This is a genomic window from Paraburkholderia sp. WS6 (assembly GCF_030464835.1).
Lineage (GTDB): Bacteria > Pseudomonadota > Gammaproteobacteria > Burkholderiales > Burkholderiaceae > Paraburkholderia > Paraburkholderia madseniana.
Window position 1 is genome coordinate 50,475 of record NZ_JALQCK010000045.1, and the last position, 14,955, is coordinate 65,429.

Below are 14,955 nucleotides of genomic sequence, written 5' to 3' on the forward strand. Positions count from 1 at the left end.
GCGATGACCCAGACGCCCTCCATTCAGGATCTCATCCTGCAACCGATCGAAACGATCATCCCGCATCGCGGCACCATGCTGCTGATCGATGCCGTGAGCACGTTCAGCGAAGACGCACTGAGCGCGCGTGCCACTGTTCATGCCGACGCGTGGTATGCCGACGCCGACGGGGCGATGCCCGCATGGATCGGCATCGAGTTGATGGCGCAGGCCATCGCGGCGCACGTTGCGCTGCTGGCCATGCGCGGCGGTGGCCAGGCGCGCCCCGGTGTGCTGCTCGGCTCGCGCAGCTATCGCGCTTTGCAACCGTCGTTTGCCGGCGATGCCCAGTTGCTGATCCATGCAACAGAATTGCTGCGCAGCGAAGAAGGCCACGGCGCCTACGAATGCACGATCCATCATGGCGACGTGTGTTGCGCCGAGGCGGTCATCAAGATCTTTCAGCCGCGTGATTTTCAGTCATTCATCGAAGGGAGTTTCAGTTCATGAGCCGGCGTGTTCTCGTTACCGGCGCAAGCCGCGGCATCGGCCGTGCGATTGCGTATCAGTTGGCCGCCGACGGCTTCGCGGTGTCGGTGCATTGCCGCACGGGCCGCACCGAAGCCGAAGCCGTGGCAACGGGCATTGCCGCGCAAGGCGGTTCGGCGCGCGTGCTGCAATTCGATGTGCGCGATCGCGCCGCGTGCCGCGAAGTGCTTGAAGTGGATGTCGTGGCGCACGGCGCGTACTACGGCATCGTATGCAGCGCGGGCGTGACGCGCGACGCCGCATTCCCTGCGCTCACCGAAGAAGACTGGGACATCGTGATCGAAACCGGTCTCGACTCGTTCTACAACGTCGTCCATCCGCTGACCATGCCGATGGTGCGGGCGAAAAAGGGCGGGCGCATCGTCACGATCGCGTCGGTCTCCGGCGTGATGGGCAATCGCGGCCAGGTCAACTACAGCGCGGCGAAGGCCGGCCTGATCGGCGCATCCAAGGCGCTCGCCGTCGAACTGGCGACGCGCAACATCACCGTCAATTGCGTCGCGCCGGGTTTGATCGATACTGGCATGCTCGACGACATGCCGCTCGAGCAGGCATTGAAGACGGTGCCGATGAACCGCGTCGGCCAGCCTGCCGAAGTGGCGTCCGTGGTCAGCTTCCTGATGTCCGATGCGGCCTCGTATGTCACGCGTCAGGTGATCGGCGTCAATGGCGGGATGGTGTAATGAAACGCGTCGTCATTACGGGCATGGGGGGCGTCACGGCGTTCGGTGACGACTGGAACGCAATCGAAGCACGCCTGAAGAGCGGCGTGAACGCGGTGCGCCGGATGCCTGAGTGGGATTACTTCGAGTCGCTGCACACGCGGCTCGCGTGTCCGTTGCCGGGCTTCACGGTGCCTGCGCATTATCCGCGCAAGAAAACCCGCTCGATGGGGCCGGTGTCGATGTACTCGGTGCGCGCGAGCGAGCTGGCGCTCGCCGACGCGGGCCTCGCCGACGACACCAGCATCAAGGACGGCCGCATGGGCGTCGCCTACGGTTCGTCGTCGGGCTCGGTGCAGCCGATTCGCGCGTTCGGCACGATGCTCGAAACCGGCTCGATGAGCGACGTCACGTCGAACAGCTACGTGCAGATGATGCCGCACACCACGGCGGTCAACGTCAGCCTGTTCTGGGATCTGAAAGGGCGGATCATCCCGACCTCGTGCGCGTGCGCTTCGGGCAGTCAGGCGATCGGCTACGCGTATGAAGCGATCCAGAGCGGCAAGCAGACGCTGATGCTGGCGGGCGGCGCGGAAGAAATGTCGGGCCCGGCGGTCGCCGTGTTCGACACCTTGTACGCGACCAGCACGCGCAACGACGAGCCGCATCTCACGCCGCGTCCGTTCGACGCCGCGCGCGACGGCCTCGTGGTCGGCGAAGGCGCGGCGACGCTGGTGCTCGAAGAATACGAACACGCGGTGGCGCGCGGCGCGCGGATTCACGCGGAGATCGTCGGCTTCGGCTGCAATTCGGACGGCGCGCATATGACCCAGCCGACCGCCGAAACCATGGCGCTGGCCATGCAGCTCGCTTTGAAAGATGCGCAACTGCCGCCCGAAGCAATTGCCTACGTGAACGCGCACGGCACCTCGACGGACCGCGGCGACATCGCCGAAAGCCATGCGACCGCGCAGACCTTCGGCGCGCGCATGCCGATCAGTTCGCTCAAGAGCTATGTCGGCCACACGCTCGGCGCGTGCGGCGCGCTGGAAGCGTGGTGGACTATCGAAATGATGAAGCGCAACTGGTATGCGCCGACCTTGAATCTGGAGAACGTCGATCCGGCCTGCGCATCGCTCGATTACATCGTCGGCACAGGCCGTGAGATCGACGCCGAATATGTGATGAGCAACAACTTTGCATTCGGCGGCATCAACACGTCGCTGATTTTCAGGCGCGTTCGATGAGCGTGCCACTGCAACGCGTGGTCGTCACCGGCATGGGGATCGTGTCGTGCCTCGGCAATACGCTCGACGACGTGTCCGCCGCGCTGCGCGCGGGCCGCTCGCGCATCGAGGGGATCGACGCGTGGCGTGAGCGCGGTTTTGGTTCGCAGGTGGCGGGCGTCGCATCGGTCGCGCAGGAGCCGCCGTTCGAGCGCAAGCTCGAACGCTTCATGGGCGACACCGCGCGCTTTGCGTGCCACGCGGCGAAGAAAGCGATCGACGATGCCGGGCTCGACCTCGCCGCGTTGCGTTCGCCGCACGCCGGGACGGTGATTGGTTCGGGCGTCGGCACGATGTCGAGTTACGACGTGTCCATGTCGATTGCGAATACCCGCGGCGTCGACAAAGTGCCGCCGTATACGGTTCCGCATGCGATGAGCAGCACGGCGTCGGCCAACGTCGCACAGGTGTTCGGACTCGAGGGCGTGAGCTATTCGCCGTCGTCGGCGTGCACGACGTCGGCGCTCGCCATCGGCCAGGCGATGCAGTTGATCCAGACCGGCCGTCAGCAAATCGTGCTGGCCGGCGGCAGCGAGTCCTTGCACGACAACATGACGCTGATGTTCGACGCGATGGGCGCGCTGTCGCGCAGCTTCAACGACACGCCGCAGCGCGCTTCGCGTCCCTACGACACGGCGCGCGACGGGTTCGTGATCGCATCGGGCGGCGGCGTGCTGGTGCTCGAATCGCTCGATCACGCGTTGGCGCGCGGGGCTCGCATTTACGCCGAGCTGACCGGCTTCGGCGACTGCACGGACGCGGCCGGCATGGTCACGCCGTGTGCGGCCGGCATCGCGCGGGCAATGCGCGGTGCGTTGGGCGAAGCGGGCAAGTGTCCGGACTACATCAACACACACGCTCCGTCGACACCGCTTGGCGACGTCGAGGAATTGCACGCTTTGATTGACGTATTTGGCGCTGAAGTCCCCGCGTTTTCGTCGACCAAAGGCATGACCGGGCATCCGCTCGGCGCATGCGGCGCGCACGAGGCGATCTACACGTTGCTGATGATGCGCGACGGTTTCATCGCGGGGACGGCAGGCATCGAGACGCCGGAGCCGGGCGTCGACGGCATGCCGCTCGTGCGCACGACGCGTGACGCGCGCATCGGCACCGCGATGTCGATTTCATTCGGGTTCGGCGGCAGTTGCGCAAGCCTGATGTTTGACGTGTGGCAGGGCGGCTGAACCGGCCGTCATCTAAAAAAACGAGGGCAATAAAAATGAAAAAACGTTTTGTACTGGGTGCACTGGCAGTGGTGGTGCTGACGCAAACGGGGTGCGCCACGGACGTGAAGTCGGTGCCGCTCGCGGCGGCCGGCGGCCAGTCGCGCGGTGGTGTGCAGATCTATTTTGGCCAGCAGAGCCACCCGGCGGTGAAGAGCCAGTTGGGCGATGTGTCCTATTCCGTGCGGATCGCGCGCAAGGTGGCGAATCCCGATGACGCATGCCACGAAGCGCTTGCCCAAGCCGTGCAGAAGCTGCGCGCTGCAGCCCACGAACGCAACGCCAACGCCGTGATCGACGTGTCGACGCGCTTTCATAGCACCGAGAGCAACTCGTCGACCGACTTCACCTGCGGCGTGAGCCCGAGCGCGGCCGCCATCGCGGTGAGCGGCCAACTGGTCGTGCTGGAAGCGAACTAGGTCGAATCGAATTTAGAACTCACTATTCAATCCACCTTGACCGCCGCGACATTGACCAGCGTTTCACGACGCTTGCCAGGTTGCGGGCGGTACAGGCCGAGGCGTTCGAGGAGGCCGAAGTCTTTCGCGCGGCTCCACCAGAGATACGGCAGCGAGACGTTGCGCTGCTCGAAGCGGAAACCGCCGCGGCGGATCATGTCGAGATAGCCGTCGGCGCTTTTCTGCACGTGCATGGGATGGCGGAACAGCAGCCGGATCACCCACGATTTGATGTACGCGTCGGTGGATTCGGCGAACAGCAGGATGCCGCCTGGTTTGAGCACGCGGCGGAATTCGGCGAGCGCGCGGTCCTGCTCGACGAGATGGTGGAAAGTTTGATGGCAGAACACGATGTCGGCGCTGGCATCGGGCAGCGGTAATTTCGCGCAGTCGCCGTGCAGCACTTCGATATCGGCGAGCTTGTCGCGGCACGCGCGGGCTGCATTGGCGGCAAGCGCCAGCGACGGTTCGTGAAAATCGACGCCGACAAGGCGGCGCGGCTTGAACGCTTCGGCAAGCAGGTGGAACGAAATGCCTTGCCCGCAGCCGACGTCGACGATAACCGGCGCGGCTGGCAAGGGCGCGTCGATCAGGCGTTTGAGGTCGTTGATCGCGACCCGCAGGACGTGATGTTCCCACGTGTAAGTGCGCAGGAACCAGATCCCGAAGGCCGTTTCCGGCACGAAAGGCACACTGGATGTTTCGGATGGCGACACGCTGGGCTCCCCGACGAAATATTGTTCTTGCTGTGAAGCGTAATTGTAACGAAAAGTAAGGGCGCAGCGTAACGCTGTTCCGTGCAAGCAAACGATTGAGGCAACCTTGAGTACACATTCGTCAAAGCGCATAACGGTCGACGTAGCGATCATCGGTGCGGGTCCGGCAGGCGCAGTCGCGGCGGCGCTCCTGCGCCGGGCGGGCCGTTCGGTGCTGGTGCTGGAGCGCCAGCATTTTCCGCGCTTCTCGATCGGTGAGAGTCTGCTGCCGCAAAGCATGGCCTACCTGGAAGAGGCGGGCATGCTGCAGGCGGTGGTCGAAGCCGGTTTCCAGTACAAGAACGGCGCGCATTTCGTTTACCGCGACCAGTCGTCGGCGTTCGACTTCCGCGACAAGCATTCGCCGGGGTGGGGCACCACGTACCAGGTCGAGCGCGCGGTGTTCGACGATATTCTGATTCGCTGCGCGGCGGAGCAGGGTGCCGACGTGCGCTTCGGCCATACGGTGCGCGCGATGCAAACCGGTGAAAATGGCAGCAAGCCGGTGCTCGACGTGATCGACGAAGCGGATAACGCGTATGAAGTGGAGGCGTACTTCGTGTTCGACGCGAGCGGTTTCGGCCGCGTGCTGCCGCGCTTGCTGAACCTCGAAGCGCCTACGCGCATGCCGACACGTGCCGCGATCTTCACGCACGTACGCGATGGCATTCCGGCTGGCGCGACCGATCGCAACAAGATCTGCGTGGCGACGCACCCGGAGCGCCGCGACGTGTGGTTCTGGATGATTCCGCTGGCGGGCGGCCGGTCGTCGGTGGGATGCGTTGCCGAGGCCAGTTTCCTCGATGTGCCGGAGGCTGAGCGCGACGCGAAACTGCGGGCGTTGATCCAGCAGGAGCCGACGCTCGGGCCGTTGATCGGCAATGCACCGTTCCTGATGCCGGTGCGTCATATCGGTGGCTACGCGGCGAACGTCGAGCGTTTACATGGACCGGGCTATGCGCTGCTCGGCAATGCGGGCGAATTTCTCGATCCGGTGTTCTCATCCGGCGTGACGATTGCGCTGCGTTCCGCGCATCTCGCGGTGCAGACGTTGAACCGGCAACTGGATGGCGAGCAGGTCGACTGGTCGGCGGTTTACGATGTGCCGCTGCGCAAAGGCATCGATACGTTCCGTGCGTTCGTGGAGCGGTGGTACACGGGCGAATTGCAGGACATCATCTTCTATCCGGAGCAGACGCCTTCGATTCGCCGCATGATCAGTTCAGTGCTGGCGGGTTACGCGTGGGACGAAACGAATCCGTATGTCGCCGATCCGGTGCGGCGCTTGAATGCGTTGCATGAGGTGTGCACGCATCGTTGATCAAGGCTGTAAGCATCGGAACATTTCCATGCTCCGCACGGGCAAAAGAAAACGGCGCTTCTGTAAAGAAGCGCCGTTTTTCTCAATCGACTGAGTCCGCTAGAGAGTCAAGCAGGCCATCCAATCAGGCCGCGATCTTCGCCACGCGCGGCGCATGCTGACGCACGTCGTCGCGACGATGCACGCGCTTGCCCGCGGCATACGTTTCGTAGATCGCGCGGTCGTCGCCGAGCAGCGCGAACGCGAACAGCAGTTCTTCGAGCGATTCGGTACGTGCGGTACGGCGTGCGAGCAGCGGCGTGGCTTGCGGATCGAGCACGACGAAATCGGCTTCCGACTTCGGCTTCAGCGTGCCGACCTTGTCGGCCAGATCGAGTGCTTCGGCCGCCCCTGCGGTGGCGAGATAGAACATCCGCGTGGCCGTCAGATGATGGCCCGTCAGACGCGCGACCTTGTGCGCTTCGTTCATGGTTTGCAGCATCGAAAACGAGGTGCCGCCGCCAACGTCGGTCGCCAGCGCGATCGGCATGCCGGCTTCGTCGGCCTTGTCGAAGTCGAACAGGCCGCTACCGAGGAACAGGTTCGAGGTCGGGCAGTGTGAGGCGACCGTGCCGGTTTGCGCCATGCGCTTGCGGTCTTCCTCGTCGAGGTAGATGCAATGGCCGTACACCGCGCGGCGGCGCAGCAGGCCGTAGTGATCGTAGATGTCCAGATAGCTGCGGTGGCCCGGGAACAGATCGGCGACCCATTTCACTTCGTCGGTATTCTCCGCGACGTGGCTCTGGATGAAGATGTCCGGATGCTTGCCCGCCAGCACGCCGCACGCTTCGAGTTGCGCTTCGGTCGAGGTCGGCGCGAAACGCGGCGTGAGCGCGTACATCTGGCGGCCACGGTTGTGCCAGCGGCCGATCAACTCGGCGCTGTCGTCATAACCCGATTGCGCGGTGTCGCGCAGAAACTCGGGGCAGTTGCGGTCCATCAGCACCTTGCCGGCCACCATGCGCAGATTGCGTGCTTCGCTCTCGGTGAAGAGGGCGTCGGCCGATTCCTTGTGGACCGTGCAATACACGAGCGCGGTAGTCGTGCCGCAAGCCAGCAGTTCTTCGACGAAGAAGCTCGCCGTGTCGCGGGCATACGCCGGATCGGTGAAACGGCGCTCGGTCGGGAACGTGTACGTGTCGAGCCACGGCAGGAGACCCGGCGCCGGCGACGCGATCATGTCGGTCTGCGGATAGTGAATGTGCGTATCGATGAAACCCGGCACGATCAGCTTGTCGCGCATTTCCTGCACCTGGGTGCCCGGCGCGAGTTGCGACGCGAGCGCTGCATGCGCGCCCGCTGCGACGACATGGCCGTCTTCGACGATCAGCAAACCGTCCTCGTTGAAGACCGCCGCGTTGGGCGATTGCGCAGGGTCGCCGTTGAAGGTCAGCAGTTGTGCGCGGAACGCTGATTGTGTCGGTTGAGTCATGGAAAAACCGTCTCCGTATTTGTGAGGAGCTAAACAGCGCAGACGGCGGCTTGATTCCGGGTCCGAAACGAACCCGTGCCGCCGCCGGCTGCCATTCATTGGCCCGTCAGTGCGGGCCGCCTGGGTGCCAGTGCGCGTCGAGCTTCGCGATCAGTTCGCTGCGTTGCTCGGGCGTGACGAACGACGCTTCGAAGCTGTTGCGGATGATCGTGTAGACCTCGGCATCGTTGAGCTTCAACGCGTCGATGGTGGCGAAATAGTTGGCGTTCACGTAACCGCCGAAATAAGCCGGATCGTCGGAATTCACCGTGACGGCGACGCCGCGATCGAGCAGGTCCTTCAGCGTGTGCTTGGTCATGTCGTCGAACACGCAGAGTTTCAGGTTCGACAGTGGGCACACGGTCAGCGCGACGCGCGAATCGGCGAGACGCGTGACGAGCGCCGGGTCTTCGATGCTGCGCACGCCGTGGTCGACGCGGTCCACTTTCAGCAGATCGAGCGCTTCGTAGATATACGACGGCGGGCCTTCTTCGCCCGCATGTGCGACCAGTTTCAGACCGAACGCGCGTGCCTTGGCGAAGACGCGTTCGAACTTCGAAGGCGGGTGGCCGCGTTCGGACGAATCGAGACCCACGCCGATCAGCCGATGTTTGTATTGCTCGAACAGCGGCAGCGCTTCTTCGAACGTGGCGAGCGCGTCTTCTTCCGATAGGTGACGCAGGAAACACAGAATCAGCTTGCTCGTCATACCGCGCTTTTCCGCATCGGCCAACGCGCGATCAATGCCTGCGACGACGGTTGCGATCGGCACGCCACGCTCCGTATGCGTCTGCGGATCGAAGAAGATTTCGCTGTGGATCACGTTGTCGGCGAGACAGCGTTCGACATACGCCATTGTCATGTCGTAGAAGTCCTGCTCGTGCAGCAGCACGCTCGCACCGGCGTAATAGATGTCGAGGAACGATTGCAGATCAGTGAACGCATACGCGGCGCGCAGCGCTTCGATCGACTCGTACGCGAGCTTCACGCCGTTGCGTTCGGCAAGCGCGAAGATCAGCTCGGGTTCGAGCGAGCCTTCAATATGAATGTGCAACTCGGCCTTCGGTGCGCGAGCGGTTTTCTCAATGAGTGCCGTGGGAGTAGCGGTTGTTGTATTCATGGTCGGTCAGCATTTAGTTTGGAGTCGGTTCGCGCCGGATGCGGGATGCAGGACAGAACGCAATCGCTGTGAGGCGGCAGGTCGATTGTGCGGCAAATCAGACCGTCTGCGCCGCGTGTGCGCCCGCATTCGCCTCCACTGCCTGCAACACTTGAGCCGCCGCGGAAATCGCAATGATCTCCGGCGACTTGTCGACGATACCGTCGACGCCGAGCGGGCACTTCATCCGCGCAATCTGCGAAGGATCGATGCCGCGCGCGGCCAGCCGATGTTCGAACTGCTTGCGCTTGCTGTGCGAGCCGATCATGCCGAAGAACGCGAAATCGCCGCGCCGCAGAATGCGCTCGGCCAACTCGAGATCGCGCGCATGGTTGTGCGTCATCACGATGAAGTACGTGTGCGGCGCGGCCTGGTCGATGGCTTCGTCGGGCGCATCGTTCGGATCGATCTTCACGTTGGGCGCATGCAGCGTCTCCACGGGGGGAAACTGCGCGTCGCGTTCGTCGACCCAGCGTACCGTGCAAGGCAACGTGGCCAGCACGCGAACCAGCGCCGCGCCCACGTGACCGGCGCCGAACAGCACGACCTGGAAGTCGCCTGGTGCGATGGTTTCGGTGAGCAGCGCGCCGCTGTCGTCGAAACCGGCGCCGTCCCACAGCAGGCAGTCGGAGGCATCGACACCCGGTTCGGGGTCGGACAGCATCACCGCATCCGGCGCGGGGCCGAATGATACGCTACGCACTGTCGAAAGGCCCGCGGCCACGCGTTTCGCAAGCGAGGTGATCCAGCCGAGGTCGCCGATGTCGAGGCGTTCAAAGGCGAGAATCACGGCGCCGCCGCAGCACTGGCCGAGACTGGGGCCAAGCGCGAAACGTTCGAGGCGGCGCATATGCGGCGAGCGCATGCCGTCGCGCAGCACCTGGCGCGCGGTCTCGATGGCTTTCCATTCGAGGTGCCCGCCGCCGATCGTGTGCTTGGCCGAATCGCGTGTGACGATCATCTTGGTTCCGGCTTCGCGGGGCGCCGACCCTTCGACGCGTGCGACCGTCACCAGCACGGCGGCGTCGCCGTGCGCGAGCAGATGTTGCAGGTCAGGTAGCCAGGCTTGCATCCGGCGGTTCTCCATACATGGCCGCGCGGGGTGTCCGTGCGGCCGGTTGAGTGTGGCGGGACGCGTTCGTGTCGCGTCGGGCCCAGGCTTTAAGTTGCTTAACGTCGTTCAACGGTTCATCAAGTTGCTAGACCGGTGTGGTGGCGGTTGAGGCTGCGACTACCGCTTCCGTTGGTTGTTCCGCCGGTTGTCCTGTCGCGGGCTCCGTCGTCGTCTCAGGCGATTGCAACGCGTCCAGCGCGTCGAGAATCGCTTCGGGTGTCGCGGGCGCGCGAAGCTGCGGTGCGTTTTCCGCACCCGGCACCGCGGCCGCAACCGCGTCGCGAATCGCGAGGAACACCGAGAACGGCAACAGCAGCGGCGGCTCGCCTACTGCCTTCGAATGGAACACGGTCGGCTCGACGTTCTGATTCTGATAAAGCCGCACATTGAACGCCGCGGGTGTGTCGCTGACGGCGGGAATCTTGTACGTCGACGGCGCATGCGTCATCAGGCGGCCATCGCGGTTCCACCACAATTCTTCGGTGGTGAGCCAGCCCATGCCCTGAATGAAGCCGCCTTCCACCTGGCCGAGATCGATCGCCGGATTGATCGATTGGCCGGCGTCGTGCAACACGTCCGCGCGCACCAGTTTCCATTCGCCGGTCAGCGTGTCGATCACTACTTCCGACACGGCCGCACCGTAGGCAAAGTAATAAAACGGGTGACCGGTCAGCGTTTTCGCATCCCAGTGCACTTTCGGTGTCGTGTAGAACCCATCCGACCACAACTGCACACGGGCCAGATATGCGGCGGCGACCAGTTGCTCGAATGGCATCGCACCGCCGTTCACCGACACTTCACCGCTGGCGAATTCGACTGCATCGGCGGTGCCGCCGAGTTGCTTCGCCGCGAGTTTGGCGAGCCTGTCGCGAATGGTCCGCGCAGCGGCTTCGGCGGCTTTGCCGTTCAGGTCGCTGCCAGTGGAGGCGGCGGTCGCCGAGGTGTTGGCGATCTTCGACGTATCGGTCGCCGTCACGCGCACGCGCGAAAGCGGCAGGCCGAGCTGGTTCGCGACGACTTGCGCGACCTTCGTATTCAGTCCCTGGCCCATTTCGGTGCCGCCGTGATTGACGAGTACCGAACCGTCTTTGTACACGTGCACCAGCGCGCCGGCCTGATTCAGAAACGGCACGTTGAACGAGATGCCGAACTTCACCGGCGAGAACGCGAGGCCGCGTTTGAGCACCGGACTTTTTGCATTGAACGCGGCGATTGTTTCGCGGCGCGCGCGGTAGTCGCTGGTCGCAAGCAACTCATCCGTTAGCGGCGCGATGATGTTGTCTTCGACGGGCTGTCCGTACGGCGTCGTGTCGCGTTCACCGATGCCGTAGTAGTTGGCGAGCCGCACATCGAGCGGATCGCAGTGCAATTGACGCGCGATGCTGTCGAGCATCACTTCCATCACCAGCGCGCCTTGCGGGCCGCCGAAGCCGCGGAATGCGGTGTTCGATTGCGTATTGGTCTTGCAGCACAGCGCGACGATGTCGACGTCGGACAGGTAGTACGCGTTGTCGAAGTGACAGACGGCACGGGTTGCGACCGCACCGGACAAGTCAGCGGAATAGCCGGCTCGCAAGGCAATTTCGACGCGTGCGCCGAGGATGCGGCCGCTATCGTCAAAGCCTGCTTCGTATTCGTAGACCGCGTCGTGGCGCTTGCCGGTGATCATGAAATCGTCGTCACGGTCGGCACGTAGTTTGACCGGCCGGCGCAGCAGCTTCGCCGCCAACGATGCCACACACGCAAACACCGCCGATTGCGATTCCTTGCCGCCGAAGCCGCCACCCATTCGCCGGCATTCGCACACGACGTTGTGCGCCGGCCAGCCGAGCATATGCGCGACGACCTGCTGCATTTCGCTCGGATGCTGCGTCGAACTGTAGACGAGCATGCCGTCCATTTCCTTCGGCACCGCGTACGCGATCTGGCCTTCGAGATAGAACTGTTCCTGGCCGCCGACTTCGAACGTGCCGCGGATCTTATGCGGTGCGGCAGCGATTTTCGCATCGGGTTCGCCGCGCCTCAGATGCAGCGGCGGCAGGACGAACTGCTTATTGGCTTTCGCTTCGGCGGGAGTGAGGACGACCTCGAGCGGTTCATATCGCACGACGTCATCGCTTTTCGCCAGCGCTGCCGCGCGCCGCGCGAGATCATGACTTTCGGCGATCACCGCGAACACCGGTTGACCGAGATACAGCACTTCGTCTACAGCGAGAATCGGATCGTCATGCAGCACCGGGCCGCAGTTGTTCTCGCCGGGGATATCTTCGGCGGTCAGCACCGCGATCACACCAGGCGCTTTTCTGACAGCGTCCAGATCGAGCGACACGATCCGCGCGTGCGCGTGCCGCGACAGCCCGAGCGCTGCGTGCAGCGTGCCTTGCAATTCGGGGACGTCGTCGGTGTAGGTGGCTTCGCCGCTCACATGCAGCGCAGCCGATTCATGTGGCAAGGAGATGCCGATCGCCGTCTCGCTCTCCTGAACGGCGGCGTGCCTGGCAGCATGTTCGACGAAAGCATCAGTCCGGTTCATCACGACGACTCCTTCGCAACGGCCGCGTCGGGCGCGCCGGCTTCGTACGCGAACGCATTCACGTCGAAGAGGGCGAGCGGCGCGTCATCGCGCGTTTCGAGGTGAAAGCGCCACAACAGATTGCGCGCCACCTTCAGTCGATAGGCGCTCGAGGCGCGCATGTCGGTGAGCGGCTGGTAATCGGCGACGAGTGCGTTCATCGCTTGCCGCGCGGTGCTTTCGTTCCATGTTGCGCCATTCAGCGCGGCCTCGGTTTGCGCGGCGCGTTTAGGCGTCGCAGCCATGCCGCCGAATGCAATACGGGCTTCCCTGATCGCGCCGTTTTCGACGATGTGCAGCGCGAATGCGGCGCACACCGCGGAGATGTCCTGATCGTAACGCTTTGACACCTTGTAGGTGCGGAAGCGCAGATCACGCGCCGGACGCGGCACGCGCAGCGCTGCGACGAATTCGCCGGCCGCGAGCGCGGTTTTCTGATAGCCGAGGTAGAACGCGTCGAGCTTCAGCGTGCGGGTTTTGGCGCCTTGGCGCAGCACGACTTCGGCGTCGAGCGCGAGCAGCGCAGGCATCGAATCGCCGATTGGCGAGCCGTTCGCGACGTTGCCGCCGAGTGTGCCGGCATTGCGGATCGGCAGCGACGCGAAGCGCGTCCACATCTCGGCCAGTTCCGGGTAGTCGACGGCGAGCGCCGCGTAGGCGTCTTCGAGCGTCACGGCGGCGCCGATTGTCAGCGTCTGCGCATCGCGCTCGATCGTCTTCAATTCGGCGACGTTGCCGATGTACAGGATGTCGCCGAGATCGCGGAACTGCTTGGTGACCCAGAGGCCGACATCGGTGCTGCCAGCCAGCAGACGCGCTTGCGGATGCTCGGCGCGCAGTTTGGCGAACGCGTCGAGCGAGATCGGTGCATGGAAAGTGGGCGAGCCGAACGTGGCGCCACGCGTATCGGGCGCGCTGTACTCGAAGGTGTCGCGGCGTTGGATCTCACGCAGCTTGTCGGCGACCGCCTTGCGGTCCAGCGTCACGCGTGGGTATTGCGGATAGTCGAACATTTTCTGCGACGCATCGACAATCGGCCGGTAGCCAGTGCAGCGGCACAAATTGCCGGACAGCGCGGCGTTGATCTCATCGCGGGTGGGCAGGCCGGCGGCGGCCGGCTGGTTTTCATACAGCGCCCACATCGACATCACGAAGCCGGGGGTGCAGAAACCGCACTGCGAGCCGTGGCAATCGACCATGGCCTGCTGGACGGGGTGCAGGGCGCCGTCGGCGGCGCGCAGGTCTTCGACGGTGAAGAGGGCTTTGCCGTCCAGCGTCGGCAGGAACTGAATACAGGCGTTGACCGCTTTCAGCGCGAGCCCGCCTTGTGCATCCAGTTCGCCGATCACCACCGTGCAGGCGCCGCAGTCGCCCTCCGCGCAGCCTTCCTTGGTGCCCGTGCAATGCAAGTCCTCGCGCAGGTGCTGAAGCACGGTGCGCGACGCCGGGACGCCCGCGACCTCACGGACGGACCCCTGGTGATAAAAGCGGATGGTTTGCGTTGTCATGGCGAATCCGAAAGACAGTGCGGACCGGGCGCGCGTTACGCATGGGGTCGCGCCAAAGCCGGCCTCGCGCACGTAGATCGCCATCCAGTTCCGAAGATAGCACTACCTCGTCCCGAAAAGATTTCCCAACTCGCATGAAGCTTATTCGGAAGCGGTCATGAGATAAGTACGATTCGCGCCAGGGCGGGAAGTTGCGTGAGGCGGGATGAGTGGCGCAAAGCCTTGAGGGACGGGGCGCGGCGAGAAAAGGGGGCGGAGCGGACGTGAAAACGCCGGCCTTCAACCCGTCAGAGAAGACGGATCAAAGGCCGGCGCCGATTCAATCAGATCGACCGGAAGCGCCGATCAGGCGATCCGGCGGCGATTCTTAACCAGGCTCAGCGCCAGCGGCACGAAAGCCACGACGAACGCCACCAGCGACCAGGTGGGCAGCGACAGGCCCAGAATCGGCGGATAGGCTGTTTCGCAGAGCCCTGCCACTTTGAAGACGCCCGGCAGCCACTGCGCGGGAGGCAAGCTGTCGACCACCGGCTGCAGCGCGTCAAAGCCGCAACTGAAGCCCGGATTGGCCTGCACATAGACGTGCCGGGCGGCGGTCACGATGCCGCCCAGGGCCGACAGGGCCGCCAGCACTTCCAGCAGCCGCACGCCACGCCAACTGTTAAAGCGCGCGCCGAGGAACGCAAAAATCGCGATCAGCAGGAAGAAATACCGCTGGATGATGCACAGCGGACACGGGTCTTCGTGCAAGCCGTATTGCAGATACAACGCGCCGGCGACGAGGCCGACGCAGATCAGGCCAAGCAGAACCAGCAGGGAGCGCTCGCGGCGCAGCATCGCATTGTCGTTATTCATG

At 63.9% G+C, this 14,955-nt stretch carries 13 protein-coding genes; 6 read left to right on the forward strand and 7 right to left on the reverse strand.

Features of this window, described 5'->3' with window-relative positions; all coding sequences use genetic code 11:
* Nucleotides 1-3: 3 nt before the first annotated feature.
* Genes M0D64_RS36550 through M0D64_RS36570 form a run of 5 tightly spaced genes read left to right on the forward strand, consistent with a single transcriptional unit; the run spans nucleotide 4 to nucleotide 4,121 of the window.
* Complete coding sequence (locus tag M0D64_RS36550) at nucleotides 4-489, forward strand: hotdog family protein (protein ID WP_154559949.1); 486 nt, start codon at nucleotides 4-6, stop codon at nucleotides 487-489.
* On the forward strand, nucleotides 486-1,211 hold the full coding sequence (locus tag M0D64_RS36555) for a 3-ketoacyl-ACP reductase FabG2 (protein ID WP_154559950.1): 726 nt from the start codon (nucleotides 486-488) through the stop codon (nucleotides 1,209-1,211). The genes M0D64_RS36550 and M0D64_RS36555 overlap by 4 nt, the downstream gene beginning before the upstream one ends.
* A complete protein-coding gene (locus M0D64_RS36560; RefSeq protein WP_266261296.1) occupies nucleotides 1,211-2,437 on the forward strand; it encodes a beta-ketoacyl-ACP synthase in 1,227 nt (408 codons plus the stop codon). Before M0D64_RS36555 ends, M0D64_RS36560 begins: the two co-directional genes overlap by 1 nt.
* Nucleotides 2,434-3,663 (forward strand): beta-ketoacyl synthase, encoded by a 1,230-nt coding sequence (locus M0D64_RS36565; RefSeq protein WP_266261297.1) that lies wholly within the window; start codon nucleotides 2,434-2,436, stop codon nucleotides 3,661-3,663. The genes M0D64_RS36560 and M0D64_RS36565 overlap by 4 nt, the downstream gene beginning before the upstream one ends.
* A gap of 35 nt (nucleotides 3,664-3,698) precedes the next feature.
* Nucleotides 3,699-4,121, forward strand: coding sequence for a signal peptidase (locus M0D64_RS36570; RefSeq protein ID WP_154559953.1), 423 nt, complete (start codon nucleotides 3,699-3,701; stop codon nucleotides 4,119-4,121).
* A gap of 26 nt (nucleotides 4,122-4,147) precedes the next feature.
* Here the strand turns inward: M0D64_RS36570 and M0D64_RS36575 are convergent, their stop codons facing one another.
* Nucleotides 4,148-4,876, reverse strand: a complete 729-nt coding sequence (locus M0D64_RS36575; protein ID WP_266261298.1) for a class I SAM-dependent methyltransferase — start codon at nucleotides 4,874-4,876, stop codon at nucleotides 4,148-4,150.
* 106 nt (nucleotides 4,877-4,982) lie between these two features.
* Here M0D64_RS36575 and M0D64_RS36580 point away from each other — a divergent pair, with 106 nt between their 5' ends.
* Complete coding sequence (locus tag M0D64_RS36580; protein ID WP_266261299.1) at nucleotides 4,983-6,236, forward strand: NAD(P)/FAD-dependent oxidoreductase; 1,254 nt, start codon at nucleotides 4,983-4,985, stop codon at nucleotides 6,234-6,236.
* Nucleotides 6,237-6,360: 124 nt separating this feature from the next.
* Here the strand turns inward: M0D64_RS36580 and guaD are convergent, their stop codons facing one another.
* From guaD to M0D64_RS36610, 6 genes are all read right to left on the reverse strand, one after another.
* Nucleotides 6,361-7,707, reverse strand: coding sequence for a guanine deaminase (gene guaD, locus M0D64_RS36585; protein WP_266261300.1), 1,347 nt, complete (start codon nucleotides 7,705-7,707; stop codon nucleotides 6,361-6,363).
* Between the two features lie 106 nt (nucleotides 7,708-7,813).
* The gene (locus M0D64_RS36590; RefSeq protein ID WP_266261301.1) at nucleotides 7,814-8,866 is read right to left on the reverse strand and encodes an adenosine deaminase; all 1,053 of its coding nucleotides are present in this window, start codon (nucleotides 8,864-8,866) and stop codon (nucleotides 7,814-7,816) included.
* Nucleotides 8,867-8,963: 97 nt separating this feature from the next.
* Nucleotides 8,964-9,977 (reverse strand): xanthine dehydrogenase accessory protein XdhC, encoded by a 1,014-nt coding sequence (xdhC, locus tag M0D64_RS36595; RefSeq protein WP_266261302.1) that lies wholly within the window; start codon nucleotides 9,975-9,977, stop codon nucleotides 8,964-8,966.
* Between the two features lie 127 nt (nucleotides 9,978-10,104).
* Nucleotides 10,105-12,552 (reverse strand): xanthine dehydrogenase molybdopterin binding subunit, encoded by a 2,448-nt coding sequence (gene xdhB, locus M0D64_RS36600; protein ID WP_266261303.1) that lies wholly within the window; start codon nucleotides 12,550-12,552, stop codon nucleotides 10,105-10,107.
* The gene (xdhA, locus tag M0D64_RS36605; RefSeq protein WP_266261304.1) at nucleotides 12,552-14,099 is read right to left on the reverse strand and encodes a xanthine dehydrogenase small subunit; all 1,548 of its coding nucleotides are present in this window, start codon (nucleotides 14,097-14,099) and stop codon (nucleotides 12,552-12,554) included. The genes xdhB and xdhA overlap by 1 nt, the downstream gene beginning before the upstream one ends.
* Before the next feature lie 345 nt (nucleotides 14,100-14,444).
* The gene (locus M0D64_RS36610) at nucleotides 14,445-14,954 is read right to left on the reverse strand and encodes a disulfide bond formation protein B (RefSeq protein ID WP_097390115.1); all 510 of its coding nucleotides are present in this window, start codon (nucleotides 14,952-14,954) and stop codon (nucleotides 14,445-14,447) included.
* Nucleotide 14,955: the final 1 nt, after the last annotated feature.